The sequence below is a fragment of the Cupriavidus sp. 94F1 genome (assembly GCF_057798875.1).
Genome location: NZ_JBYOJT010000004.1, coordinates 352,036 through 375,355, shown reverse-complemented (window position 1 = coordinate 375,355; position 23,320 = coordinate 352,036). Strand labels below are relative to the sequence as shown.

Below are 23,320 nucleotides of genomic sequence, written 5' to 3'. Positions count from 1 at the left end.
GTCAGAAGAGGCCGGTCGTGGGCGGCGGATCGTCCTTCAGCAGCCATGCGCCCACGGCGGCCGCCTTCCATTGGCGGGGGTTGTGATTGGCCACGGTGCGCGCATTGCGCCAGTGGCGATCCAGGTTGTACTGGCGATCGCAGGCGGATGCCCCGCCGACATCGAACGCCAGCTCCGCACTCTTCAGCGCGGCCGCCACGGCGAAGTATTGCGCCTGGGCGACGTCGATCGACGCCTGCGTCAGTGACGCATTGCTGAGGTTGTCCGCCCAGGCGGCATCAATGGCGTCAGCGGCGCGCAGCGTGGCGGCTTCGGCCGCAAACACTTGCGCGGCAATCTGGCCAATCGTTTCCTGCACATAGGGATCGTCCACCGACCGCTCGGCCGAACTGTGCTTGATCGGCCGGGCCTTGTGGCGCGCAAACCAGACCGCGTCGTCCAGCGCGTTGCGGGCGATGCCGGCTTCGGTGGCGGCCAGAAAGAGCTGGAAGACCGGCGAGACCGGGTTGCGGCGGTCACGTGGCAGGTGGCTGGCGCGCAGTTCATCCGGCGCGACGCGCATGTTCGTGAATCGCGTGGTGCCGCTCGCGGTCAACCGCTGGCCGATGGTGTCGAAGTCATCGACCAGCGTCATGCCGGCTCGCTCGCGTGGCACCGTGAAGTGCGTTTCCTTGCCAGCCTCGTCCACGGCGATGGAGCTGATCCAGTCGGCGTAGAGCGCGCCGGTGCTGTAGTACTTGGTGCCGTTGACGGTATAGTGATCGCCCTCGCGGACGATGGTGGCCTGGATGGCGCCATGCTTGCCGCCGCGCTCCACGCCGCCATTGCCGACGATCTGGCCGCCCAGCAGCCGGTCGAACCAGCGCCGGCGGTCGGCTTCATTGTCCTGGCCCGCGAGCAGGCCTTCGATGAGTCCGAAGTTGGGTCGCAATGCCTGGGCGAGGTTGGCATCGACGGCGGCCAGTTCCTGAACGAAGCGGATGGCATCGCGCACGCTGCCGCCGGGGCCGCCATACGCCTTCGGGATGCGGAACGTCAGCAGGCCGGCATTGGCCACCTGACGCACAAAATCAAAGGGCAGTTCGCGGCGGCTCTCCCGCTTTGCGGCATCCCGCGCGATCTCGGGCAGCAGGGCCTGGGCGCGCTGGCGAAGTACCGCGACATCGCCGGCCGGAGGCAGCGGTTGCGGTGTCGATGTTGGCGATGCGGTGGCCGTGTCGATCGCGTTTGCAGGGGCAAGGGATTCTTGAAATGGCATGCGGTTGTCCTTCGGGTTTCTCGTCGAATGAGCACGAAAGACATCGTGCAGCAATTTTCTCGACGGGTAACGACCGATTCCGCATGCCCTTATGCGGCCTGTGCGTGGCGCCCCCGATTTCCTGCGCTGAGCCGGCGGCTATCACAAGGCTTTCCCTGCCTTCTGGCCACGACCCCTTTCTCAGGCCGCGGATAGCGGTTCGCAGGCATCTGCCTGCTCGTCCCGCGCGAATCTTCGATTGACGCGGCTGCTGGTCCCGACAGCGGATTTGAGCGGCTCGATTTTCCATACAGACAACAGCGCGTCGAACTCGTCCTCCACAGGCGATACGCCACGCAGGAACGCTTCAGGCGGACCGCCCAATACATGGATGGACAAGGTATATCCCGATTTATGGACATGCTGAAGCACTCCCGCCCCTGCCAGAACCTTGCGGGCTCTTCCGAAATCGTGGTTGGACAGCAGGTCGCGTTCCACGATTTCCTTGCGGGTGAGACACTCTCCGCCTCTGAGCAAGGCATACAACGATTCCGCGCACTCCTGATCGGATTTGGTGGACCTCAAAGCGGCTCCTTGGCAGGTATGACAGGTCGGTACGATGAGAAATTCGGGGAAGTCGGCAAAGATCGCGCTTCGGTGGCACGGGTGGCCGCAGCGTCGATGACACCCGCCGTGTTGGGGAAGCCATGCCGACCTGCCCGTCAATTGACGGAGCCAACTTCCAGGGTGCTCCGTGCACTCGCATGCCGACTTGTCGCGGGTGGAATGTATGTCATTCCCAGCTTGTCGGCGCAGCGCACCAGCTCTGCGAGCGAGTCGATCTCCAGCTTGTCCATGATGTGGGCGCGATGGACCTTCACGGTTTTCTCGACGATGCCGAGGAAGTTGGCGACCTCCTTGTTCCGGAGTCCGGTCGTGACCATTGCCATGACCTCTCGCTCGCGATTGGTCAGCCGCTGCATCTTTGCATCGAGGGCCGCCTTGATGGTCCGCTCCATACCGCGTTGCGCGGCCAACGCCAGCGCACGACTCACCGCCGTGACCAGACGATCCTCGGCCACCGGTTTCTCAAGAAGATCGATGGCGCCGGCCATCATCGTCTCCACGGTTTGCTTCACGTCCGCACAGCCTGTCAACATGATGAAGGGCACATGCGACGGCAAGAGCTTCAGCAGTTCGTGACCACTGATGCCAGGCAGGATCAACTCTGCCACCACGCAGGCAGGGCCGCGGATGCCGTCAAGGGCAACCCGACACTCTTCGGCCGAACCGAACGTCCTTGATGAGAATCCTTTTGCAAGCAGCAGCCGTCCCAAGGCCTTGCGAATGCTTTCATCGTCGTCCACAACAATCACGGTCCCGGTCATCGCGCGTACCCTCTTTAGAAATGGGGTTGACTCCCGGCCACATTACCGACCGTCGCGGCCGTCCACAACCGGTCTTCGGTTGGAGCGAAAAGTTTCATACCGACTTCTGAAATGACTTTCAACACATAGACGTCGGGGCGGAGGGCGATGGGATTTTTACAACCGCTGTCGCTCCCGCATGGCCTGTCAGAAAAAATTTTCCGAAGAATTGCATGTCTGTAGCATGGAATGCTAAGCAGGCAGCGGCCAATGTGGGAATTTAGAAGTACTTTTCAGGGGGTTCGTCGTAGCATGGCCTTCCGATTCAAGGATGACTGGAAATGAGTGCGGACACCCTGCGGTACTTCGATTACGCTGCAACGACACCAGCGGACCCTCGCGTGATGGAGGCGATGTTCGGCTGTCTGGGGGCCGACGGCGTCTTCGGAAACCCTGCGTCGAATTCTCACGCCGCGGGGCTCGTGGCAAAGAACCTGGTCGAGCAGGCTCGCGCGCAGGTCGCCGGTCTCATTGGCGCCGAGCCGTGCGAGATCGTGTGGACGTCCGGTGCAACGGAGTCGAACAACCTGGCTCTCAAGGGTTTCTTCGACTACGAGCAGGGACGGCGCCATCTGATTACCAGCAAGCTGGAGCACAAGGCCATACTCGATACGGCGGCGTATCTGGAGCGGCTGGATGTATCGGTCACCTACCTGGCTCCCGATGCGTCGGGCGAAATTTCGCTGGCCGCGGTGGAAGCGGCTTGCGGCCATCGCACGGGCCTCGTGTCGTTGATGATGGTGAACAACGAAATCGGCACCCTGACCAATATCGCCGATATCTCGCGGGTCGTTCACGCTGCTGGCGCGCTACTTCACGTGGACGCAGCGCAGGCTGCGGGCAAGACTGAAATAGACGTCAAGGCAATGGGCATCGACCTGCTGTCGATGTCGGCACATAAGCTCTATGGGCCGAAAGGCATCGGTGCGCTCTATGTCAGCCGCGAGGTGGCGCCTCGTATTGCCTGTCAGATGCACGGTGGAGGGCACGAACAAGGACTACGATCTGGAACGCTTGCTACGCATCAGATCGTGGGCATGGGCACCGCGTGCGAACTGGCGCGCCTGCAAATGGCATCTGACAATCAGCGAATCGTGCAACTGAGCGAACGCCTGCTGAATGGTGTGCGCGCATCGGGTGTTGTCATGCAGAACGTCGCCAACGCGACCCGCATCCCACACACACTCAGTCTGACGGTGAATCTGCCCGAGTTCTTGCCGCTTATGCTGGCCGATGGCTTGGCCGTGTCATCCACGTCGGCGTGCAATTCGGCGGCTGGCAAGGCCTCTCACGTGCTGACATGCATCGGGCTGGATGAAGATGCCGCGCAACGCACGGTGCGGCTGAGCCTTGGACGGTTCACAACGGAGGCAGATGTCGACTTTGCGGTTGACTGCTTCCAGAACGTCCTTGCCCGGTGCCAGCAAGTGCGTGCGGGGCGACGGGAAATGCTGATCCAGCATCTTTCGGACGACGTCAGCGTTGCGGCGCAGTTGAGCGATGCCGACGTGCGGACGGCGCATGCACTTGGGTTCCGCGCCATCGTCTGCAATCGGCACGATGGCGAGGCTGACGGTCAGGCCCGGTTTGCAAATATCGCTGAGGTGGCGGATTCGCTTGGCATGGCCGCACGCTACCTGCCGGTGAAATCGGACGGTGTCACGGCCGAGGATGCCGCCGCCTTTGGTTCGCTGGTGGCAGACCTGCCAAAGCCCGTGCTCGCGTACTGCCGTACGGGTACCCGCTCGGCGACGCTATGGCGTCTGGCGGCAACCACGTCAGGCTGACTGCGGGCGGGCAGCATTGCGCTCAGAAGCGGAACATCACGCTGACCAAGGGGCCCTTCAGCGTCAGCCTTTGAACCAGTTCGCCGCTGCCCAGCTGGTAGGTCAGGTAGCGATAGGTCAGTTGAATGTCGCCCCACCTGGCCGCATAGGCGGCGCCGCCGGACGCTTGCACCGTGTATCTGGAAGCGCCGGTGCCGGCGTCGAGGTAGTACGGCAGATACCATCTGTCGCTGTTGCCAAGACGGATTCGCCCGCGCACGCCAATGATCGCATCGACGATGTTCTCGGTCTGCGACACGCTTCCCTGCGTCGCAAGCGTGGCGCCCTGTTGCGTGAACGTGGTGGATAGCGTCCAGTTGGCACTGGCGCTCAGGTTCAGGTAACGAAGCCCGCCGAGCGGCTCGACGGTTCCCCATGGCGCGCGCACTGCCGTGTAGGCGGCGTAGAGCCCGAGCAGTCCGCCGCTGAGGCTGCTGCCTGTGTTGGTCGCCAGTTCCCGGGGGATGACAACCGAGCCGACGGTATTGAGCGTGGTCTGGTGGTTACTGAAGTCAAGGTAGGCTGCGTCGGCGATGACCGTCCAGTCCCCCTTGCTGGCTTCGGCCTGCATCATGAAGAGGAACTTCAGGTTCGAGAGATAGCTGTCCGGACCGGTGCCCATGTCGAGCCTGCCGCCGCCTGTGGATGAATTCCCGGAGAAGCTGAACGCCCCGCTCACGTTCGGCAGCCACAGGTACGGCGCGACCGCAAACGTCCAGCCGTTTGCGGGCGGCGATTCGGCATGTCCGGCCCCCGCGGCCATGGCCAGGCAAAGCGCAATGCCGAGCCGCATCCTGCCAAGCCTTGGAAGTAGCAGCTTAAGATCGCCCCCACCAGAGCGACTACCTTCTTGCATCGCCGTCATTGTTCGCGCCTTCGCTCTGCCGTGCGGTTGTCGGTCACGCCACGTTGCAGTTGCCACGCTAGCCGGTCTTGCCGGGCCGCTCAATTGGCCCAAAGGGCTAATGAAAACGAGGTCTTTCTGTCGCGCGCGCGGTCTTCCGCTACGTCTTCGGCAATGACTTGCCAGGCGTTTCGCTGGGGCTCGCCGTCAGTTTCCGAGGGGCTTTCCGGCACGGCGCCCGGGGGCTACCACTGCTGCTGTTGCTTGCCCTTGATGTTGCCCGCCACGCCGCCAGCCACGGCGCCAATCGCCGCGCCGGTCCAGCCACTGCCGCCGGCAATGGCGGCGATGCCGGCACCGGCCGCGGCACCGAGGCCGGCGCCGGTCACGGTGCCTTGCTGCTGCGGGGTCATGTTCGTGCATCCCGCGACGCCGGCGACGATCAGGATCGCGCCAGCCAGATGGAGTCGTTTCATGGCGTCACCTCACTTGCCGGCATTCAGGCCAGGAAGAACCATTTCGAACCAGATGGTTTCAATGACCGGCCGTTGTAATCGGTCGGGATGGGCCGCGTACCAGCGATCCAGTCCCTGGCTCACCGAATCGAGCGAATGGCTTTTGAGCCCTTTGGCAAAGCGCGGAAGAATACTCTGCGCGTCGGGAGGCGGCTTGCCTTCGTGATAGGCGATATCCACCTGGACCATATTGGCGATGCCTACCAGGTAGGCCTTCTTGGTCTGCTCGGTGGAAGCTGTCCATTGCTTGCCGGTCACCAGTGGAATTTCGTCGGCCCGGGCGCCGGTCGCCAATACCAGTGTCACGAGTGCCCCAGCCGTCACTGCGAGCCGGCTCAGTCTATTCGCCATTGCGGTCTCCCTCAGTGTTGCCATTACTCCACGCAGCCATGCGCTCGTTCATATTAGTCGCTATTCCAGCGTCCGGCAGGCGGCTAAACCCGCACCCTGCGCTCAGAACTTGTGGCGCAGCCCCAGGGCGATGCCCAGCATGGAACTCTGCCCGTTCGCCAGGGCATAGCTGTTGCCAAGCGACAGGCTGTTGGCATAGAAGATGGCGGCGGATTCCAGACCAAGGCCGGCATTTTTAGCATAGGCAGCACTGATATAGACATCGGTGCGCTTGGAGAATGCGTAGTTGGAAATAAACGCGATCTGCCAGGGATTGGGCTGGCTGGCATTGCCGAACTGGTTCCTGACGTCGTCGTAGTTGTACTCGAGCATCAGGCCGACCGAGGGCGTCAGCTGATAAGTCCCGCCGATCCAGTAGAAATGGTCGCGAAAGAACTCGGCACCTACCTGATTCTTGTTCTGGCCCCAGCGGTAGCCGCCCATGATCTTGGCGGCACCGAATGCATAGCTGGCGCCCGCGCCAGCCTTCTTGAACGTGCCGCTGCCCGCATTGGCCGGGTTGGCGGCGGGTGCGATGGTCGGATTGAACTGGTCATAGGTCACGACCAGACCTACTGGCCCGGCGGTATAGACCACCGACGCACCATAGGCGGTATCGCGCCGGAACTGGCCCGGTACTTCGCCGTTGCCGCCAAGAATGAACGGTGCGCCGACCGTCGGCGGTAGCGCCAGGCCGGTGCCGAACGAAAAGTGGGCCAGTGTCGTGACGGGACCGAAACTGCCGGTGTACTTGATGGTGTTGTCCTCGCGGAAATTGGCCCCGGCCAGCACCACGGCAGGCTCGTACTGCGTGGCATAGGCAGCCGGGACGAAGTTCGCCAGCGCCTCGAACATCGACGTGTACTGGCGGCCGAGCGACAACTGGCCATACTCGCTTTGCAGCCCGACGAATGCTTGCCGGCCAAACAGCCGGCCGCCTTGCTGCGAGGTGCCGCTGTCCGCATTGAAGCCGCTTTCCAGCACGAAGACCGCCTTGAGGCCCATGCCCAGGGCCTCCGTGCCGCGCAGCCCCCAGCGCGACCCGGATACGCCGCCGGAATCCATCCGCACCACACTGTGCGAGGGGCCGGGGCTGAAGCCATTTGCGGACGTGGGTACCGCGCCAAGGTGATTGGCATATTCGACGTTGACGTCGACGACGCCATAGAGCGTCACGTTCGATTGCGCGTGCGCCTGCCAGGCAAGGGTCGGCAACGCCACAAGTGCAAGAAGTGTCAATCTCATGTCTGCCGCCTCCTCGATGTTGTTATGGGTGAGTCATGGCTGCTGGCGTTGCGGGTTCACGCTTGTCGCTTGCATGGAATGCCACCCTGGCGGTTCGATCTGTCTGCTGGCGCACGCACGTGCAGCGCATCGGCGGTCGCTGCCGAGGCGGTGATGATTGACGAGGCAACGGCTACGCAGGCGACGGTCCGTGGTTGCGCCGTCACGCCTTGTTGCTAGGGGCGCGGCCGGGCGGGCTCCATTTGCCAGCCGCCCGGGCAGTGCTTGACCTGGGGGTAATACCCGCCGGGCTGGTCGCAGTAATACGACCACCCGTTTTCTGACGAACGGTCAGTCCTGGCGGATTTCCGGCTGGCAGGGGGCGCCGAAGGCGTGTCGTAGCCGGACCCGGTGTAGTCCGCCCGGTAGTACGGCCCGCCGTCGTATGAATATTCCCACCAGCCGGGCCAGGCAGTGCCTACCGCGAAATAGACCACGTGCCCATGACTGCGGCGAAACCCGCCATGCCGAAAGCCGGCGTGGCCTTGAAAGCCGCCGCCATGAAAGCCGCCCCCATGAAAGCCGCCGCCTTGCATGATCCCGCCGCGCATGCCGCCGCCCCCGACGGCGCCTCGACCACCGGCCAGGGACGCGCCGCAGACGGCCATTGCTACGCCCGCCACCAGTGCCAGGGCGATCTTGCAGTACCTGCGCCCGTTCATGATTTGTCCTCGCTTGGCTGGCTAGGCCCGCCACTACCTCCTGAATCCTAGGAGCGATCGGGTTTGTTCCATCATATGTCGAGGATGGGACGCTGCAGCGCAACAAGGCCTTGGAGCGCCTCGAGATTCCGGAACGATGTCCCCGGGCATCAAACGACGGTCCCAAAATGTCAAATGCTCGGCTGAAATTTCGCCAATACTGGGACGGATACCCGCGTGGAATGCCGCCATTCCGGAATGGCGGCGTCTCCCGGCCCGGGGCATCGTCACACAACGAGAATCGAGGAGAAAAAATGGACCGTATCCACTGCCTTGCGGCTGCCCTGGCCTTGTCGATCAGCATCGCGAGCGGTGTCGCCAGCGCGCAGGCCTCGCAACCTGCGGCACCGGCGGCGCCGCCCGCCACCACCGATGTCAACGAAGTCCCGCAGCCTCCGCAAGGCATGACGCCGGCCGAGCGCAAGAAGTGGTTCATGGAACGGTTCAAGGCGGCCGACACCGATCACGACGGCAAGCTGACCCGTGAAGAAGCACGCGTTGGCATGCCCGAGGTTTACAAACGATTCGACAAGATCGATACCCGGAAGCACGGCTACGTGACCGAGCGGCAAGTGGGGGCGGCCTGGTCAAAGATGATCCAGGACGATATGCAGAAGAAGAATCCGATCATCAACTGAAGGCGAGGTCCCGGCTTTTGGCCGGTCAGGGCCCCGCGACAAGGCGCGGGGTTTTGTATCACGACGTATCGAGCCAGACGACAGACACACGCTGATACGAGGACGTGGTCCGGTGAAACATCCGGGGTACGTCCTCGCCGCCTAATGGAATCCCGATTACCGATTTCGCGGAGCCACCATGAAGCTGATGTCTGTCGTAGCCCTGACCGCGGTCGCCACTGTCGTGCTCACTGGCGCCACTGTCGCCACCGCACAGTCCGCTGCACCTTCCAATGCCGGCCCCACTGGCAATCCCCACGCATCGCCCATCTACGGCGTGACCCTGCCAGAGGGCTACCGCAACTGGCAGTTGGTGGCCCCTGCCCTGGAGGGCGAGCCGCTGAACGAACTGCGCACCGTCGTGGGCAACAAGATCGCCATCGATGCGTACAAGCGCGGCGAGCTACCGTTCCCGGATGGCGCGGTACTGGTCAAGCTGGCATGGAAGTACACGCAATCGCCCGAGTTCAAGTCGGCCCTGGTGCCCGGACACGCCACCACCGTGCAGGTGATGGTCAAGGATTCGAAAAAGTACGCCGCGTCGGGTGGTTGGGGCTACGGGCGCTTTATCGACGGCAAGCCAGCCGACCTGGCACAGCATCAGACGTGTTTTGCGTGCCACAACGCGCTCGTGAAGAACCGCGACTACGTATTCACGCGACTTGCGCCGTGATGGCTACCTGATCGCGCGTCACCGCCAGCGGGCGCGCACCGTTCGGGTGTTACCCGCGCCCGTTGCCGCCGAGGACCTCGCGGCGCGTCCGCAGGACGTGGATCGATTGGCGCAGGACGGCGAGCGTTCCTGCCGATTGGGCGTCGCCGCTGGCGGAGGCCAGCCGGGCTGCCACTTCCGCACGCCGCAATTCCGCCTCGCGCTCGGCGATATAGCGGTCAAGAATCACCAGATCCCGCAGTGCTTTTCCTTTTTGCATGGCTGTCAAGGGATTGAGGAATGACTCACTTCAATATATCGGCACGACCGGCGCGCATGTCGCCAAACTCGGCGGAAAATCCCTTTTATGGAGTGTCCGTATAGCATGCATTTCGGACGTACGATAGCATCACGGCTGGACATATATTCGGGAGGCTCTTGCACGATTCGCGCCACGCAAGAGAGTCAGTTCGTATTCGGGCCGCTCCTTGGGAGCGGCCTTCTTTTTTGGGGGTTCCGCAAGGAAGGCCGGGGAAGCCTGACACCAGCGGTGGCGAACTTCCTGCGTAGTATGATTGCGGTCTCTATCCAGCATCGGCGCATCTACGTTCATGGCTCCGTCCAAGGTGAAATCCATTCCCAGTCAACTTCACTTTCCTGTGGTGGGAATCGGCGCATCCGCGGGCGGAATCGAGGCCCTGCGGTCATTCTTCGAAGCCATTCCGGCGCGCACGGGTGCTGCATACGTCATTGTCCTGCACCTGTCGCCGGACCACGCCACTTCGCTGCCGGGCATCCTGTCCGGGGTCACTTCGATGCCGGTGCAACAGGTCAATGAAGCCACCGCCATCGAGCCCAATCACGTCTATCTGATTGCCCCGTCGATGGTGCTGACGATGGTGGATGGATACCTGCGGGTACAGGCGGCTGCGTCACATGATGACCGGCGCATGGCCATCGACCTGTTTCTGCGCTCGTTGGCGGAAGCCCACCGTGACCGGGCGGTTGGTATCGTACTGTCGGGCGCTGGTGCCGACGGCGCCGTCGGGATCACACGGGTGAAGGAACTGGGCGGCATCGTGGTGGCCCAGCAACCCGATGACGCGGCGTTCTCCAGCATGCCGCGCGCCGCCATCGGTACCGGTCAGGTCGATTTCGTGCTGCCCGTGGCGGACATGCCCCAGCGTCTGTTGGAGATGTGGTCCAACAAGCGCCGCATTCGCGCCACCGTGGAGGCCGAGTCGGATGCGGACGACGTCGTGGCCACGGACAACGAGCGGATTCTGCGCGAGATCATGGTCATCCTGCGTACGCGCACCGGCCATGACTTCCGCCAGTACAAGCGCGCCACGGTGCTGCGCCGCATCGAGCGCCGCATGCAGGTCAGCGGGCTGTCGGAACTGCAGGAGTATCGCGACTTCCTGCACGACCACCCCGACGAGACGCCGCACCTGCTGCAGGACATGCTGATCAGCGTGACCAACTTCTTCCGCGACAAGGACGCCTACGACCTGTTGCAGAACGATGTCGTGCCGCAACTGCTGGAACATCGCCTCGAAAACGAGCCGATTCGCGTCTGGTCTGCCGGCTGTGCCACGGGCGAGGAGGCCTACTCGCTGGCAATGCTGCTGGCGGAGGCCTCGTCGCGGAACGCGGAAGCCGTGCCGTTCCAGGTGTTTGCCACCGATATCGACGAGCGGGCCATCTCCTACGCGCGCACCGGGCTGTATCCGGAATCGATCCTGGCCGATGTCGATGCTGGCCGGGTGCGCCAGTTCCTGGTGAAGGACGCCGCGCACTACCGCGTCAAGAAGGAACTGCGCGAACACGTGCTGTTTGCCCTGCACAACGTGCTGCGCGACCCGCCGTTCTCGCGGCTGGACATGATCTGCTGCCGCAACCTGCTGATCTACCTGGATCGCGAAGCGCAGCTCGACGTCCTGCGCACGTTCCACTTTGCGCTGCGTCCCGGCGGCTATCTGTTCCTCGGTAGTTCCGAGGCGGCGGACAGCGTCAGCTCGCTGTTCTCGGTGGTGGACAAGAAGGCGCGCATCTACCGGGCCAATGTCGCGGTACGCGGCGATGCGCCCGTGCCGATGTCGGCGGCCATGCAGAACATGCGCATGCCGATTGCGATCATGCAGCCGCCTGGGCGCCGCAAGTTCTCGTTCGGTGACCTGCACCAGCGTCTGGTGGAGCAGCATGCTCCGCCCAGCGTGCTGGTCAGCCGCGAGTCGGACATCGTTCACCTGTCGGATCGCGCGGGGCGCTTCCTCGAATATGCAGGCGGCGAGCCGTCCCACAACGTGATTGCGGCCGTACGGCCCGAGTTGCGCCTGGAACTGCGCACCGCCATCTTCCAGGCCCTGCAGACCAACCATAGCGTGGAGGCGCGACGCGTGCAGCTGACGCGCGACGGGCGCAACTACTTCGTCAACATGATTGCGCGGCCGGTGCATGACGCCGAGGCCAATGCGGACTTCGTCCTGATCCTGTTCCATGAGGTGGAGGACAGCATGAGCGAGTCGTCCGACGCCCCGCAGAAGCGCCAGCCCGACCCGATCGTCAGCCAGCTCGAACGCGAACTGCATCGCACCAAGGAACAACTGCAGGCCACGATCGAGCAGTCGGAGACGTCCACCGAGGAACTGAAGGCGTCCAACGAGGAACTGCAGGCCATCAACGAGGAACTGCGCTCGGCCACCGAGGAACTCGAGACCAGCAAGGAAGAGCTGCAGTCGATCAACGAGGAACTCACCACGGTCAATGCCGAACTGAAGTCGAAGGTCGAGGAAACCAGCAAGATCAACGACGATCTGCAGAACCTGATCATGGCCAACGACATTGGCACGATCTTCGTCGACCGGAACATCCGTATCAAGCGTTACACGCCGCGTGCCACCGATGTGTTCAGCATCATCCCGTCCGACATTGGCCGCTCGCTGCTGGACATCACGCACCGGCTCGACTACGACAAGCTGTCCGACGATGCGGCCGAGGCCTTCGATTCGCTGCGGCTGATCGAGCGCGAGGTGCAAAGCAGCGATGGCCGCTGGTATCTGGCGCGCTTTCTGCCCTATCGCACGACCGAAGACCGCATCGACGGCGCTGTGCTGTCGTTTATCGACATCACGTCGCGCAAGGCGGCGGAGGCCCAGTTGCGCGAGGGCGAACGGCGCATGCGCATCGTGGCCGAAAGCACACGCGACTACGCGATCATCACCTTCGACGACGACGGCTGCATTACCAGCTGGAACATGGGCGCCCAACGCATTTTCGGCTACACCGAAGCGGAACTGCTGGGCGAGCCGGCCGATGTGCTTTATCTGCCGCAGGATCGCGACCGCGGTGTGCCGGCGGAGGAAAGAGCGCAGGCACGCAAGTTCGGGCGGGTGGAGGAAGACCGCTGGCACCTGCGCAAGGACGGCACGCGCTTCCGCTCCACGGGCGTGCTGTCCCGGCTGGAACAGTCCGGCGTCAGCGGCTATGCCAAGATCTGCCGCGACATGAACGAGGCGGTGCCGGCCGGCGCGCTGCGTCTTGATGGCGGGTTCCGCGCCACGCCCGTCCAGGATCATCGTGACGAGTTCCTGGCCGTGGCGTCGCACGAACTGAAGCATCCGCTGAACCTGATCAGTGCCAGCAGCGAACTGATCGCGCGTTCCGCGGAGGCGCGCCGCAATCCCATGATCGCCCGTGCCACGGAAACGATCCGGCGCACGGTGCTTGGCCAGGCACAGATCATCGACGACCTGCTGGACATGTCCCGCGTGCGCACCGGCAAGCTGTCGGTCGCGCGCACCACGATCGATTTCGCAGAGGTTGTGCGGCACGTCAGCGATGCGGTGCGAGAAGAGGCGGGCCAGCGGGGGACGACGCTCGAGGCGGCATTGCCGGACCAGCCCGTGTGGATTCATGCCGACGTGACGCGCATCGAGCAGGTGGTCTGGAACCTGCTCAGCAATGCGCTGAAATTCACGGAGTCAGGCGACCGCATCAAGGTGGTGCTGGAAAGCGATGCCAGCGTTGCGCGATTGACCGTGGAAGATACCGGCATGGGCATCGATGCGCAGACGCTGCCCCATATCTTCGACATGTTCCGACAGGGCGGCGCCATGCGGGCGCGGTCGCGCGGGCTGGGCATCGGCCTGAACCTGGTCAAGGAAATCACGACACTGCACGGCGGCACCGCGGAGGCCGCATCGGCCGGCCCCGGTCAGGGCAGTACCTTCACCGTGACGCTGCCGGTCGGCACGCCGGCGATGGCCGAAGACGACGCCGGTGTGCTGCCGGCATCGTTGCTGCGCGGTATGCATGTGATGCTGGTCGACGATGACCAGCAGACCGTGGAAACCTTCCGCATGCTGCTCGAGGCCGAGGGCGCCCTGGTCGACGTGGCCAGCGATGGCGAGTCGGCGCTGGCTTCCATGCAGTTGCGCAAGCCCGACCTGCTACTGTCGGATATCGGGATGCCCGGCATGGACGGCTATCAGCTGGTCCACCGGGTACGCGGGCAGGACGCGCTGAAGGAAGTGCCCGCTATCGCGCTCAGCGGCTATGGCCGCCACAGTGACGTCGACGCGGCGCTGCAGGCGGGATTCGATGCGCATCTGCCCAAGCCGGTCATGCTGGATGACCTGCTTTCCACGCTCATGCGCCTTCGGCTTGCCTGACATCCGGCGAACAATCCGGGCGCGGCGCATGGTCCGCCGGCCCGGGCGGCATGGCTTCGAGTACGAACCGGCGATGCCGGCGTAATGCCTCGACGGTAGCGCGCAGCGCCGCCAGCAGTTCCAGCCCATTGCGGGTGGGCAGGCCGTCCTGCTGCATCTGGCGCAGCACGGCAATCTGGCGGCGGATAATCGTCCGGCCTTCGGCGATGTGTCGGTCTACCTGGGCCAGCGCCGCTGCAGGGTCGAAGCACCGACGTTCCCCGGTACGGGACGGATCATGCATGGAGCGGCTCGGGATGTCCCGCCGCAGGAGGAAGCGGCTGGACGTAGCCAGGACACTGGTTGCGGTCGATCCAGTCCTTGGCCCAGGCCAGCCCTTCGGCCATGGCCCGTTCGCATGTCCGGAAAACACCAATGTCGCACGACTGCACCAGGACCGCGCCGCCTTGCGCCACGCGCCCCGATGCCTGCCAGTTGTTTTCGCCCAGAAACAGCGCGGCGCCTTCGACGGTATGCCCATAATACTGTTGCATTGCCATGGCGGTCTCCTTGCTTCCAGATACCAGGCATATCGATTGCCTGTGGAAAAATTGTAAGAAGGTCGCCCCCGTGGCGATACATGGCAGCGTTGTCCGGAATGTCCAGGTTCAGGACATCCTGATATGCTTGCACTCACTATCGGTCACGCACCGCCACATGCCCTCGATCCACGTCTACACCAATCAGGCTTCCACCCTTCGCGAGTTCGAAAAGGAATGCGTCAGCTTTGACGCCGCCGGTTATGTCGTGGATTTCGGACAGGCCTGGTGGGAATGCACCCCGACGTCAATCGCTGCGCTGGAACGTCCGCGCATGCAGCAACTTCTGCGGCGTCTGCGCGCCGGGGATGTGGTAGCCACGCTGCGCCTGTGCAGTCTTGGCAGTTCCGTGCGCGACGTGGTCGCCACGGTGGAGCGGTTCCGGGCGCTTGGCGTGAAACTTCACTGCCTCGAAACCGGCGAAGGGATGCTGACCGACGCCGCATCCACGGCATTCCGGACACTGCAGGCCGTGGAGGGCCTGGAACGCGACACGCGCAGCGCCCGGATGAAGGCCAGCGCCGAGCAGGCCGTCGAGCGCGGCAGCCGCCTGGGCAGGCGCCCGGCGCTGGCCACCAACATGCATGATGAAATCCGGGCGGCGCTGCGCCGGGGCACGTCGGTCAGCGAACTGGCCCGCACTTTCAAGGTGTCACGCCAGACCATCATGCGGATCCGGGACGTCCACCCGGAGTGACGCGGCGCCCCCGCACCATGTACGATCGGCGTGGCGCGATGCAATTCTTGCCCGTGCGCCGCCGCCGACCGTGCGTGAACGCTGACGTGGCGATGGGCATACTCCTTGCGCCTGGCGATACCGTTCCCGAACTTTCCCGGTTGCGGAGGCCAAGCGCATGCCACAAACCGCGATGCCAGTATCGCGCCGGCGCATTGCCGGCGAACTCTGGACGGCCATCTGGCGCCATCGCGTCCGTGTCGTGGTGGCCATCGTCCTGCTGCTCCTGGCCAAGGCCGCCACGGTATCGGTTCCGCTGATCCTGAAGCTGATCGTGGACGAGGCGGCGTCCGCGCAGACGCTGGCCAACCCCGCCGGCGCCGCCAGCATGGGGCCGCTGGTGCGCCTGATCGTCACGATCCCGGTCTTCCTGGTGCTGGCCTACGCCGTCCTGCGGCTGCTCGGCAACGCGTTCAACGAACTGCGTGACGTGGTGTTCGCGCAAGTGGCGCAGAGCACCGTGGCCACCTTCACGGCCCGCGCGTTTTCGCACCTGCACGGCTTGGGTGCGCGATTCCATTCGCAGCGCGAGACCGGCGGCATCATTCGTGACATGGACAAGGGCACGGCCGCCATCGGCTTCCTGCTTGGTGTTGCCGTCTTCACCATCGTGCCCACGCTGCTGGAGATCACGGCCGTGCTGGTGATCATGGTGGCGGGCTACGGCGGACAGTTCGCGGCGATCATCCTGGTCGTCTTCGTGCTCTATTCGGCCTGTACGGCGCTGCTGACCCGCCGCCGCATGCGGGTGCAGCGCCGCGTCAACGCCGTGGAGGCGCAGACCAACAGCAAGGTGGTGGACAGCCTGCTGAACTACGACACCGTCAAGTACTTCGCCCGCGAATCGTTCGAGTCGCGCCGCCTTGGCCGCCTGCTGGACCGCTGGGTCGAGGCCAGCGTGGAAAACCAGCACGCGCTGTCGGCGCTGCATATCGCGCAGAGCGGGTGCATTGCCATCGGGGTGGCCAGCGTCATGCTGCTGGGCGTGCAGCGGGTGGCGCAGGGCACGCTGACGGTCGGGGACCTCGTGCTGATCAACGCGTACATCATCCAAGTGGTGTTGCCGCTGAATACGCTCGGTTTCATATTTCGCGAGTCGAACGACGCAATGACCAACGTGGAACGCCTGTTCGCGCTGCTAGACGCGAAGGGCCGCGCCGGCGAGGACGACGATGCGCCCGGCGCGCGGCCGCTGGTGGTCAGGCAGGGCGAGATTGCGTTCGAGCACGTGAATTTCAGCTACGACCCCAGCCGCCAGACGCTGTGGGACGTGAGCTTTCGCGTGGGCGCGGGGCAGACCGTGGCGGTGGTGGGCGGCAGCGGCTCCGGCAAGTCGACACTGGCGCGCCTGCTGTTCCGGCTTTATCAACCGGACTCGGGTCGCGTGCTGATCGACGGGCAGGACCTGCGGCTGGTCACCCAGCGCAGCCTGCGCGAGGCGGTGGGCATCGTGCCGCAGGACACCATTCTCTTTAACGACACGATTGCCTACAACATCGCCTATGGCCTGGAGGGTGCGTCGCGATCCGATGTGGTGGAAGCCGCGCGCGCGGCCCAGCTCGATGCGTTCGTCGATCGTCTGCCGGACGGCTACGAAACCATGGTCGGCGAGCGCGGGGTGCGCCTGTCCGGCGGCGAGCGCCAGCGCGTGGCCATCGCGCGCGCCATGCTCAAGCGGCCGCCGATCGTGGTGTTCGACGAAGCCACGTCGGCGCTCGACACGCGTACCGAGCGCGCCATCCAGGTGGAACTGACGCGTGTGGCGAAGGGCCGTACCGCATTCATCATCGCGCACCGGCTATCGACCATCACCGATGCAGACCATATCCTGGTCATGGAACATGGCCGGGTGGTGGAGGCCGGCACGCACCAGGCGCTGCTGGCGCGCGGCGGCGTCTACGCGCAGATGTGGCGGCTGCAGCAGCAGCAGCGCGAACTGGAGCGCACCGAAGAGCGGCTGGCGCTGCAGCCCATCCGGCTCGAAACGATTGTCGCCGGCGTGGTGGACGGCCTGCGCGAGCGCATCGCGTCCCGCCATATCCACCTGTTCACGGTCGTGGGCGAGGCCGAGCTGCGCGTGACCGGCGATCCGGGATTGCTGCAGAAGGTGATATGGGAGCTTTGCGAGCGCATCGTCGAGGCGGTGGAAGCGGGTGGCCGCATCGAGCTGCGCCTGGAGCGCAGCAACGGCGACGCGGCGTTGACCCTGTCGGCCACGGCGTCGGCGCAGGGGCATCCGGTGTCGGCCGCCGAGATCCAGCGGCTGCAGGCGGAGCTGGCCGAGGCGGGCATCACGTTGAAGGCCGATACGGCCCAGCAGATGTGGCAGCTGCGCATGCCGATGCGCCCGTTAGGCGAGCCGCTGGCGACGCCCCAACTGTCACTGACAGACGCGCCGCCGCTTGTGCTGGGTCCGCAAACGTTGCGCGGCTGCTGCGTGCTGGTGCTGGACGACGATGCGCCCACGCGCGACGTGCTGGTCGATGCGCTTGAAGACCTGGGTGCCGAGGCGCTGGCATTCGCGCACGGGCGCGACCTGTTGCAGCACCTGTCGGAGACCGCGCCGGCCCAGTGGCCCCAGGTGCTGCTCTGCGATATCGCGCTGGACGAGGAGGATGGCTACACCGTGCTGCGCGACGTGCGGCGCCTGGAATCCGAGCGCGAAGTGTCGCTGGTGCGCCGCGTCACCGCCATTGCGCTGTCCGGTCACGCGCAGCCGCAGGACCGCATCCGCGCGATGATGGCGGGTTTCCAGCTGCATCTGTCGAAGCCCGTGCAGATGGCGGAGCTGATCGCGGCGATATCGGCCCACTACCGGCATGCCGCGGCCGGACCGTCGGCCCCATCGGGCGACCCGCTTCCAGCAGGGTCTTCCGGCGCGCTGCGTGGCTCGCGCAATGAGTCGTCCTGACTGGCCGGGCGTCAGCGTTGCCGACGCGTGAGCCGCAGCGCCGCCACCACGTGGTCGCCCACCACGGCCCGCTCACGCAGCACCCACTGCATGCCGTGCGCCAGTTCGCGCCATCCTGCCACGCCCAGATGCATGGCGAGGGACGGCATGGCGCGCACGGTATCGCCAATCGCCATGGTGGCTGGCAGGTGCAGCCACGCCGCCCACACGGCGTTGCGTGCCAGCAGCGCGCGGCGGGCGCGGCTGTCGCGCAACGGGCTGGGATGATGATGAACCACCAGTTCCGGGGCGTAGACCATCCGCCAGCCGTGCGCGGCAAGCTTCCAGGCGAGCACGGTTTCTTCTCCACCGATGAAAAACCGTTCGTCGTAACCGCCGGCGGCCAGGAAGGCATCCGTGCGGAATGCCGTCGCGCCGGCCATGAAGCCCAGAATGGCGCGACCCGGCAGGTCCGCGGAGGGCAGCGGGCTGCGCGACATCAGCGTGCTGGTGGGGTCTTCCTTGCCGGAAGCGCCCACCAGGATGCGCGCGGTCAACGAGGCCACGGCGGGATACGCGTCGAGCAGTGCGCAGGCCCGGGCGAGCGATCCGGGCTGCCACCAGCAGTCGTCATCGCAGAACGCCACGTACGGGGTGCCGGCCACCTGGGCCGCCCATTGCGCGCCAAGGTTCCGGCCCGCCGCGCCCAGGTTGGTGTCGCTGCGCAGGCAGACGACCTGCGGAAAGACATCGCGCACCATGGCCGCCGTGCCGTCGGTGGACCCATTGTCCACCACTGCGATACGGGGCCGTTCGGGCAAGCCCTGCAGATGGCGCAGCGTCCAGCACAGGGTGTCGCGGCGGTTGTGGGTCAGCACGACCACGCTGATGCCGGCGTGCCAGGGGATAGCGTCCATTGTCGTTTGCGCGACCGTCAGTGTGCCGGCTCGTGCGCCGGATCAGGTGCCTTTGGCCGGCACGATGTCGAGCGCCCAGTACCGCTCGGGCGCGCCAAGGTCCGCGAGCTGCCCCGCGTTGAACAGCGGCAGCTGACTCTCGTAGGCCTCCACGGCTGCCATCTTCATGTTTTGCCAGGGTGCAAGCGGAAAGTGCACCGGCGCGGCGATCAGCCCGGCCTGCCACCAGCCCATCAGGCGGCTTTGCACCATGCCGGGCAGCCGCCGGTAGATCGCGTCTTCATAGAACAGCCATTGCACCGGCGGCACTGGCGTGCCGCCTTCCGCCGTATCGGCGGTCTGCATGCTCGATACCGTCGCACGCAGAAGCATGCAGGCCCGGCTGACCAGGATGTGATCGCTATGGAACAGCCCCATCGGCGCAATCACGGTGCCACCGCGCTGCATCGAGGGCGAAGCGGCCAACCCGGCCATGATCTCTTCTGCGCTGTGCTGCCGGCCGTATTGCCCATCGAGAAAGCCGAGCCACTCGGGTCGCGCGCCGAGCATGTTCAGGCCGCGTGCATCCTCGCGGCGCCGTTGCGAAACGGCCTGCGTCACGCTGCCGAAGCCTGCGGCCCGATCCCAGTCCGGCACCTCGGTGCCGGCGTCCGGCACGCCCGCGAGCACGGTGACGACAACGGCATCCTGCGCGGCGGCAAGCAGCGTGCCGCAACTGAAGACGGCGTCGTCCAGGTGGGGAGAGATGACGGTCAGCGGCTTGGGAATCTCAAGAAACGTCATCGATATCAGCGGAAGTCAGCGGAAGTCGGTCGGGTGCCAGTCAGGCGCGGGCGCCTCGTCGCGTGCCTCGCCCACGGGCGGCTGCCACAGGGTCGCGCACGCGCGCGCGCGTTGCTGCACCGCCCGGCGGGATACGAACGCAGCCACGGTCAATCGCAATCCCTGTGCCAGCGGCACGGCCGGCTGCCACTGCAGCAGCGTGCGGGCCAGGGTGATGTCGGGGCACCGCTGGCGCGGATCGTCCTCCGGCAGCGGCCGATGTTCGAGCGTCGAGGCCGAGCCGGTGGCGTGGAGGATCTCGGTGGCGATGTCGCGCATCGTGGTCTCGCATGGATTGCCCAGGTTGACCGGCGTGCCGGCTGCATTCGATGCCATCAGGCGGATCAGCCCTTCGACCAGATCGTCCACGTAGCAGAACGAGCGCGTCTGTGACCCGTCGCCATAGAGCGTAAGCGGCTCGCCGGCCAGCGCCTGCGAGATGAAATTGGACACCACGCGGCCGTCGGCCGGATGCATGCGAGGCCCGTAGGTATTGAAAATCCGGGCGATCCGCACGTCCACGCCGTGCTGGCGGTGATAGTCCATGAACAGCGTTTCCGCACACCGCTTGCCTTCGTCGTAGCACGCCCGCCGGCCGACGGGATTCACGTGTCCCCAGTAGCTTTCCTGTTGCGGATGGTGGTCCGGGTCGCCGTAGACTTCGCTGGTGGAAGCCTGCAGGATGCGCGCCTTGACACGCTTGGCCAGGCCCAGCAGGTTGATGGCGCCATGCACGCTGGTCTTGGTCGTCTGCACCGGATCGCTCTGGTAATGCACGGGCGACGCCGGACAGGCCAGGTTGTAGATCTCGTCGACCTCCACATAGAGTGGGAACGTCACGTCGTGACGCAGCAATTCGAAATTGGGCCGTGGCAGCAGGTGAGCGATATTTTCCTTGCCGCCCGTGTAGAAGTTATCGACGCAAAGTACATCATGGCCGGCTTCGACCAGGCGGTCGCACAGGTGCGAACCGAGGAAGCCGGCGCCGCCCGTTACCAGGATGCGCTTCTGATGAGGATCCTTCATGGTGTGTCCCCTATGCCGCCACGCGGCCGGCGCCAGCGGCGCCATGCACCAGCCGGGCGTAGACCTGTTCCATCTGCCGCGCCACGCCCGCCCACGTGAACAGGGCCTGAGCCCGCTGGCGGCCGGCCTCGCCCATGCGTTGCATCAGGGCCGGGTCGGCGCAAAGCTGCGCAAGCCGCTCTGCAAGCGGTTCCGGTGCATTGGGCGGCACCAGAAAGCCCGTTTCGCCGTCGAGCACCGTGGAGCGGATACCGCCGACGTTGGCGCCCACCACCGGCACCCCGCAGGCCATGGCTTCCACCGGCGTGATGCCGAATGGCTCATACCACGGCGTGGTGACGAAGACGTCCGATGCGCCATAGAACTGGCGCAGCTGTTCCCGGCCACGCCGGCCGACGAAGGTGACGCTGTCGGCCACGCCGGCCGCGTCGGCCACTTGTTGCAGGTGTCCGATCTCGGGTGTGGCCGCAACACTCGGCGATTCCGCGTTGCCGCCGACCACGTACAGCCGGGCACGTATGCCCAACGTGTGGCGCAGATGCCCGATGGCCCGAATCACGTTGTCGATGCCCTTGCGCGGCACCAGGCGGCCCAGTTGCAGCACTGTGAACTCGCTGCCGTCCCAGCCCAGTGCGGCGCGGGCGTGCGTGCGCTCCACCGGCGCGAACTCCTCGTCGTCGAAGCCGCACGGCACCGTTTCGATGCGTGACCGCTGCGCCCCGCACAGGGTAACGAGGTCTTCGGCGTCCTGCGGGCATTCGGCGATCACGCAATCGGACTCGCGTGCCAGCGCGTCCTCGATATCGAAGCGCGCGTCAGGAAAGCCGTCCGCGCTGCCCTGGTGCAGCCGTCGTACCTTGCCCAGCGCGTGGAACGTCATGACCAGCGGGATGCCCAGCGCCTGCCTGGCGCGTAGCGCCGCCACGCCAGACATGAAGAAGTTGGCGTGCAGGATGTCGTAGCCGATGGCGTCATGGCGCATGAACTCCACCATGTAGTCGCCAAACGCCGGCATATGTGGCAGCAGCGATTCCTTAGGCACCTGGACGGCGGGCCCCGCCGGCACATGGATGACCCGGACGTTCGGCGCGAAGGCGACGACGTCCGGCAGCAGCGCCTTGTCACGCCGCGTGAAGACGTCCACCGGGTAGCCGCTCTTGCCGAGCTGCCGGGCCAGGTGAGCCACATAGACGTTCTGTCCACCGCTGTCGACGCTGCCGATGCTGGCAAGCGGCGAGGCATGTTCGCTGATCAGGGCAATTCTTCGCATGGCGGACTCCGCGTTGTGGTCGTTGTTCAAACCGGCCGTCTGCAGCATGCATGCCAATCGGCGGAAAGGAGACGTCGCCCGTACGGAGAACCGTTATAACGGTTCTCCGCGTCACGCCGCGCCGCCCGCCAAGCCGGGGGGCGGGCGCGCCGCATTTGCAGTTCGCGAGAGCCGTTTCTACTGCCGCCGTGTAGAAGCGTTGGTCCGCAGCCGATGTACGGAAGGCGATTGCCACGGACATGGCTGCGGCGGCGGCGGGGGCACGGCTCGGCGCAAAGCTTGCATGGCAGACGCACCCATACCTGTCGGGGAACCCCATGTCAGCCCATACCGAAGCCGGCCGCCTGCCGCTGGCCGATACAGAGGCCGCGCGCCGTGCCATCGCGCTCGCGTTGCCCATGCTCGAGGCCAGTCTCGACGACAAGGGCGTCGGCGAGAGCCACTGCCTGCACATCGTCATCATGGATCCGGGCAAGCCCTACGGTGCCTGCGCGTTCGAACAGGCGATCCTGTACGAGCACTCGCTGCCGTCGCGCGACCGCTGGGATGCCGACTATGCGTATTACGCCCGCGAGAAGGCGCGCATCACGTGGCGCACGGCCATCGACAGCGGCCAGCTGATGGATCGCGCGCCACACCTGCTTTGCACGGGCGACACGGTGCTGGCCGGCGCCATCGTGCTGGACGGCATCGTCGTGGCCGCCAGCGGTGCAAACGGATGGTATGACGAGGCATTTTCGCGCTGTATTGCCAGCCTGCTGCGTGCCGTGGTGCGGGAACGGCTGCACGGCAACATGCAGGGCTGATGCTGGGCGACGACATGCATGGCACGCAATTCGCTGCGAGGGCTCCATT

Annotated in this window: 22 protein-coding genes; 7 read left to right on the top strand and 15 right to left on the bottom strand. The window is 65.1% G+C overall.

The window, feature by feature from the left end; translation table 11 throughout:
• Position 1: 1 nt before the first annotated feature.
• The 3 genes from AC3FJ6_RS12635 to AC3FJ6_RS12625 all read right to left on the bottom strand — a co-directional run bounded on the left by AC3FJ6_RS12635 (position 2) and on the right by AC3FJ6_RS12625 (position 2,625).
• On the bottom strand, positions 2-1,258 hold the full coding sequence (locus tag AC3FJ6_RS12635; protein WP_488772180.1) for an acyl-CoA dehydrogenase family protein: 1,257 nt from the start codon (positions 1,256-1,258) through the stop codon (positions 2-4).
• 180 nt (positions 1,259-1,438) lie between these two features.
• Positions 1,439-1,822, bottom strand: a complete 384-nt coding sequence (locus AC3FJ6_RS12630) for a hypothetical protein (protein ID WP_488772179.1) — start codon at positions 1,820-1,822, stop codon at positions 1,439-1,441.
• A gap of 137 nt (positions 1,823-1,959) precedes the next feature.
• Complete coding sequence (locus AC3FJ6_RS12625) at positions 1,960-2,625, bottom strand: response regulator transcription factor (RefSeq protein WP_488772178.1); 666 nt, start codon at positions 2,623-2,625, stop codon at positions 1,960-1,962.
• A gap of 320 nt (positions 2,626-2,945) precedes the next feature.
• Between AC3FJ6_RS12625 and AC3FJ6_RS12620 the strand changes: the two genes are divergently transcribed.
• Complete coding sequence (locus AC3FJ6_RS12620) at positions 2,946-4,451, top strand: aminotransferase class V-fold PLP-dependent enzyme (RefSeq protein WP_488772177.1); 1,506 nt, start codon at positions 2,946-2,948, stop codon at positions 4,449-4,451.
• Between the two features lie 22 nt (positions 4,452-4,473).
• Here the strand turns inward: AC3FJ6_RS12620 and AC3FJ6_RS12615 are convergent, their stop codons facing one another.
• The 5 genes from AC3FJ6_RS12615 to AC3FJ6_RS12595 all read right to left on the bottom strand — a co-directional run bounded on the left by AC3FJ6_RS12615 (position 4,474) and on the right by AC3FJ6_RS12595 (position 8,185).
• Entirely contained in the window at positions 4,474-5,283 is an 810-nt protein-coding gene (locus AC3FJ6_RS12615) for a hypothetical protein (protein ID WP_488772176.1), read from the bottom strand.
• 296 nt (positions 5,284-5,579) lie between these two features.
• A complete protein-coding gene (locus tag AC3FJ6_RS12610) occupies positions 5,580-5,810 on the bottom strand; it encodes a YMGG-like glycine zipper-containing protein (protein ID WP_153945784.1) in 231 nt (76 codons plus the stop codon).
• A 9-nt stretch (positions 5,811-5,819) separates the two neighbouring features.
• The gene (locus tag AC3FJ6_RS12605; RefSeq protein WP_194946441.1) at positions 5,820-6,200 is read right to left on the bottom strand and encodes a hypothetical protein; all 381 of its coding nucleotides are present in this window, start codon (positions 6,198-6,200) and stop codon (positions 5,820-5,822) included.
• 102 nt (positions 6,201-6,302) lie between these two features.
• On the bottom strand, positions 6,303-7,484 hold the full coding sequence (locus AC3FJ6_RS12600; protein ID WP_488772175.1) for a porin: 1,182 nt from the start codon (positions 7,482-7,484) through the stop codon (positions 6,303-6,305).
• A 215-nt stretch (positions 7,485-7,699) separates the two neighbouring features.
• A complete protein-coding gene (locus AC3FJ6_RS12595; RefSeq protein ID WP_488772174.1) occupies positions 7,700-8,185 on the bottom strand; it encodes a hypothetical protein in 486 nt (161 codons plus the stop codon).
• Positions 8,186-8,478: 293 nt separating this feature from the next.
• On the opposite strand from AC3FJ6_RS12595, the gene AC3FJ6_RS12590 reads away from it, so the two are divergent.
• Both AC3FJ6_RS12590 and AC3FJ6_RS12585 read left to right on the top strand, forming a co-directional pair.
• Positions 8,479-8,862, top strand: coding sequence for an EF-hand domain-containing protein (locus AC3FJ6_RS12590; protein ID WP_487522415.1), 384 nt, complete (start codon positions 8,479-8,481; stop codon positions 8,860-8,862).
• A gap of 178 nt (positions 8,863-9,040) precedes the next feature.
• Positions 9,041-9,574: a cytochrome P460 family protein gene (locus tag AC3FJ6_RS12585; protein WP_488772173.1), complete on the top strand. Its 534-nt coding sequence runs from the start codon at positions 9,041-9,043 to the stop codon at positions 9,572-9,574.
• A gap of 49 nt (positions 9,575-9,623) precedes the next feature.
• Here the strand turns inward: AC3FJ6_RS12585 and AC3FJ6_RS12580 are convergent, their stop codons facing one another.
• Entirely contained in the window at positions 9,624-9,833 is a 210-nt protein-coding gene (locus AC3FJ6_RS12580) for a hypothetical protein (protein ID WP_488772172.1), read from the bottom strand.
• A 331-nt stretch (positions 9,834-10,164) separates the two neighbouring features.
• On the opposite strand from AC3FJ6_RS12580, the gene AC3FJ6_RS12575 reads away from it, so the two are divergent.
• On the top strand, positions 10,165-14,226 hold the full coding sequence (locus tag AC3FJ6_RS12575) for a CheR family methyltransferase (protein ID WP_488772171.1): 4,062 nt from the start codon (positions 10,165-10,167) through the stop codon (positions 14,224-14,226).
• Here the strand turns inward: AC3FJ6_RS12575 and AC3FJ6_RS12570 are convergent.
• Positions 14,204-14,509 (bottom strand): hypothetical protein, encoded by a 306-nt coding sequence (locus AC3FJ6_RS12570; protein WP_488772170.1) that lies wholly within the window; start codon positions 14,507-14,509, stop codon positions 14,204-14,206. The two genes, AC3FJ6_RS12575 and AC3FJ6_RS12570, sit on opposite strands and share 23 nt — an antisense overlap.
• Positions 14,502-14,765, bottom strand: coding sequence for a DUF6566 family protein (locus AC3FJ6_RS12565; RefSeq protein WP_487522411.1), 264 nt, complete (start codon positions 14,763-14,765; stop codon positions 14,502-14,504). Before AC3FJ6_RS12565 ends, AC3FJ6_RS12570 begins: the two co-directional genes overlap by 8 nt.
• A 157-nt stretch (positions 14,766-14,922) precedes the next feature.
• Here AC3FJ6_RS12565 and AC3FJ6_RS12560 point away from each other — a divergent pair, with 157 nt between their 5' ends.
• Positions 14,923-15,501, top strand: a complete 579-nt coding sequence (locus AC3FJ6_RS12560; protein WP_488772169.1) for a recombinase family protein — start codon at positions 14,923-14,925, stop codon at positions 15,499-15,501.
• A 157-nt stretch (positions 15,502-15,658) separates the two neighbouring features.
• Positions 15,659-18,451, top strand: a complete 2,793-nt coding sequence (locus AC3FJ6_RS12555; RefSeq protein WP_488772168.1) for an ABC transporter transmembrane domain-containing protein — start codon at positions 15,659-15,661, stop codon at positions 18,449-18,451.
• A gap of 11 nt (positions 18,452-18,462) precedes the next feature.
• Here the strand turns inward: AC3FJ6_RS12555 and AC3FJ6_RS12550 are convergent, their stop codons facing one another.
• Genes AC3FJ6_RS12550 through AC3FJ6_RS12535 form a run of 4 tightly spaced genes read right to left on the bottom strand, consistent with a single transcriptional unit; the run spans position 18,463 to position 22,465 of the window.
• Positions 18,463-19,347 carry a glycosyltransferase family 2 protein gene (locus AC3FJ6_RS12550; protein WP_488772167.1) on the bottom strand — a complete coding sequence of 295 codons (885 nt, stop codon included), beginning with the start codon at positions 19,345-19,347 and terminating at the stop codon, positions 18,463-18,465.
• Positions 19,348-19,389: 42 nt separating this feature from the next.
• A complete protein-coding gene (locus tag AC3FJ6_RS12545) occupies positions 19,390-20,130 on the bottom strand; it encodes a PIG-L deacetylase family protein (protein WP_488772166.1) in 741 nt (246 codons plus the stop codon).
• A 15-nt stretch (positions 20,131-20,145) separates the two neighbouring features.
• Positions 20,146-21,195, bottom strand: a complete 1,050-nt coding sequence (locus AC3FJ6_RS12540) for a UDP-glucuronic acid decarboxylase family protein (protein WP_488772165.1) — start codon at positions 21,193-21,195, stop codon at positions 20,146-20,148.
• 10 nt (positions 21,196-21,205) lie between these two features.
• Positions 21,206-22,465 (bottom strand): glycosyltransferase family 4 protein, encoded by a 1,260-nt coding sequence (locus AC3FJ6_RS12535; RefSeq protein WP_488772164.1) that lies wholly within the window; start codon positions 22,463-22,465, stop codon positions 21,206-21,208.
• Positions 22,466-22,782: 317 nt separating this feature from the next.
• Between AC3FJ6_RS12535 and AC3FJ6_RS12530 the strand changes: the two genes are divergently transcribed.
• On the top strand, positions 22,783-23,271 hold the full coding sequence (locus AC3FJ6_RS12530; RefSeq protein ID WP_487522404.1) for a hypothetical protein: 489 nt from the start codon (positions 22,783-22,785) through the stop codon (positions 23,269-23,271).
• Positions 23,272-23,320 lie beyond the last annotated feature (49 nt).

Bases quoted from the DNA above. Each gene is read 5' to 3' on its own strand.
- AC3FJ6_RS12620 (WP_488772177.1), top strand. From the start codon at position 2,946: ATGAGTGCGGACACCCTGCGGTACTTCGATTACGCTGCAACGACACCA.
- AC3FJ6_RS12555 (WP_488772168.1), top strand. From the start codon at position 15,659: ATGCCACAAACCGCGATGCCAGTATCGCGCCGGCGCATTGCCGGCGAA.
- AC3FJ6_RS12590 (WP_487522415.1), top strand. From the start codon at position 8,479: ATGGACCGTATCCACTGCCTTGCGGCTGCCCTGGCCTTGTCGATCAGC.
- AC3FJ6_RS12605 (WP_194946441.1), bottom strand. From the start codon at position 6,200: ATGGCGAATAGACTGAGCCGGCTCGCAGTGACGGCTGGGGCACTCGTG.
- AC3FJ6_RS12545 (WP_488772166.1), bottom strand. From the start codon at position 20,130: ATGACGTTTCTTGAGATTCCCAAGCCGCTGACCGTCATCTCTCCCCAC.
- AC3FJ6_RS12565 (WP_487522411.1), bottom strand. From the start codon at position 14,765: ATGGCAATGCAACAGTATTATGGGCATACCGTCGAAGGCGCCGCGCTG.
- AC3FJ6_RS12615 (WP_488772176.1), bottom strand. From the start codon at position 5,283: ATGCGGCTCGGCATTGCGCTTTGCCTGGCCATGGCCGCGGGGGCCGGA.
- AC3FJ6_RS12535 (WP_488772164.1), bottom strand. From the start codon at position 22,465: ATGCGAAGAATTGCCCTGATCAGCGAACATGCCTCGCCGCTTGCCAGC.
- AC3FJ6_RS12540 (WP_488772165.1), bottom strand. From the start codon at position 21,195: ATGAAGGATCCTCATCAGAAGCGCATCCTGGTAACGGGCGGCGCCGGC.
- AC3FJ6_RS12585 (WP_488772173.1), top strand. From the start codon at position 9,041: ATGAAGCTGATGTCTGTCGTAGCCCTGACCGCGGTCGCCACTGTCGTG.
- AC3FJ6_RS12570 (WP_488772170.1), bottom strand. From the start codon at position 14,509: ATGCATGATCCGTCCCGTACCGGGGAACGTCGGTGCTTCGACCCTGCA.
- AC3FJ6_RS12530 (WP_487522404.1), top strand. From the start codon at position 22,783: ATGTCAGCCCATACCGAAGCCGGCCGCCTGCCGCTGGCCGATACAGAG.
- AC3FJ6_RS12575 (WP_488772171.1), top strand. From the start codon at position 10,165: ATGGCTCCGTCCAAGGTGAAATCCATTCCCAGTCAACTTCACTTTCCT.
- AC3FJ6_RS12635 (WP_488772180.1), bottom strand. From the start codon at position 1,258: ATGCCATTTCAAGAATCCCTTGCCCCTGCAAACGCGATCGACACGGCC.
- AC3FJ6_RS12625 (WP_488772178.1), bottom strand. From the start codon at position 2,625: ATGACCGGGACCGTGATTGTTGTGGACGACGATGAAAGCATTCGCAAG.
- AC3FJ6_RS12580 (WP_488772172.1), bottom strand. From the start codon at position 9,833: ATGCAAAAAGGAAAAGCACTGCGGGATCTGGTGATTCTTGACCGCTAT.
- AC3FJ6_RS12610 (WP_153945784.1), bottom strand. From the start codon at position 5,810: ATGAAACGACTCCATCTGGCTGGCGCGATCCTGATCGTCGCCGGCGTC.
- AC3FJ6_RS12560 (WP_488772169.1), top strand. From the start codon at position 14,923: ATGCCCTCGATCCACGTCTACACCAATCAGGCTTCCACCCTTCGCGAG.
- AC3FJ6_RS12550 (WP_488772167.1), bottom strand. From the start codon at position 19,347: ATGGACGCTATCCCCTGGCACGCCGGCATCAGCGTGGTCGTGCTGACC.
- AC3FJ6_RS12600 (WP_488772175.1), bottom strand. From the start codon at position 7,484: ATGAGATTGACACTTCTTGCACTTGTGGCGTTGCCGACCCTTGCCTGG.
- AC3FJ6_RS12595 (WP_488772174.1), bottom strand. From the start codon at position 8,185: ATGAACGGGCGCAGGTACTGCAAGATCGCCCTGGCACTGGTGGCGGGC.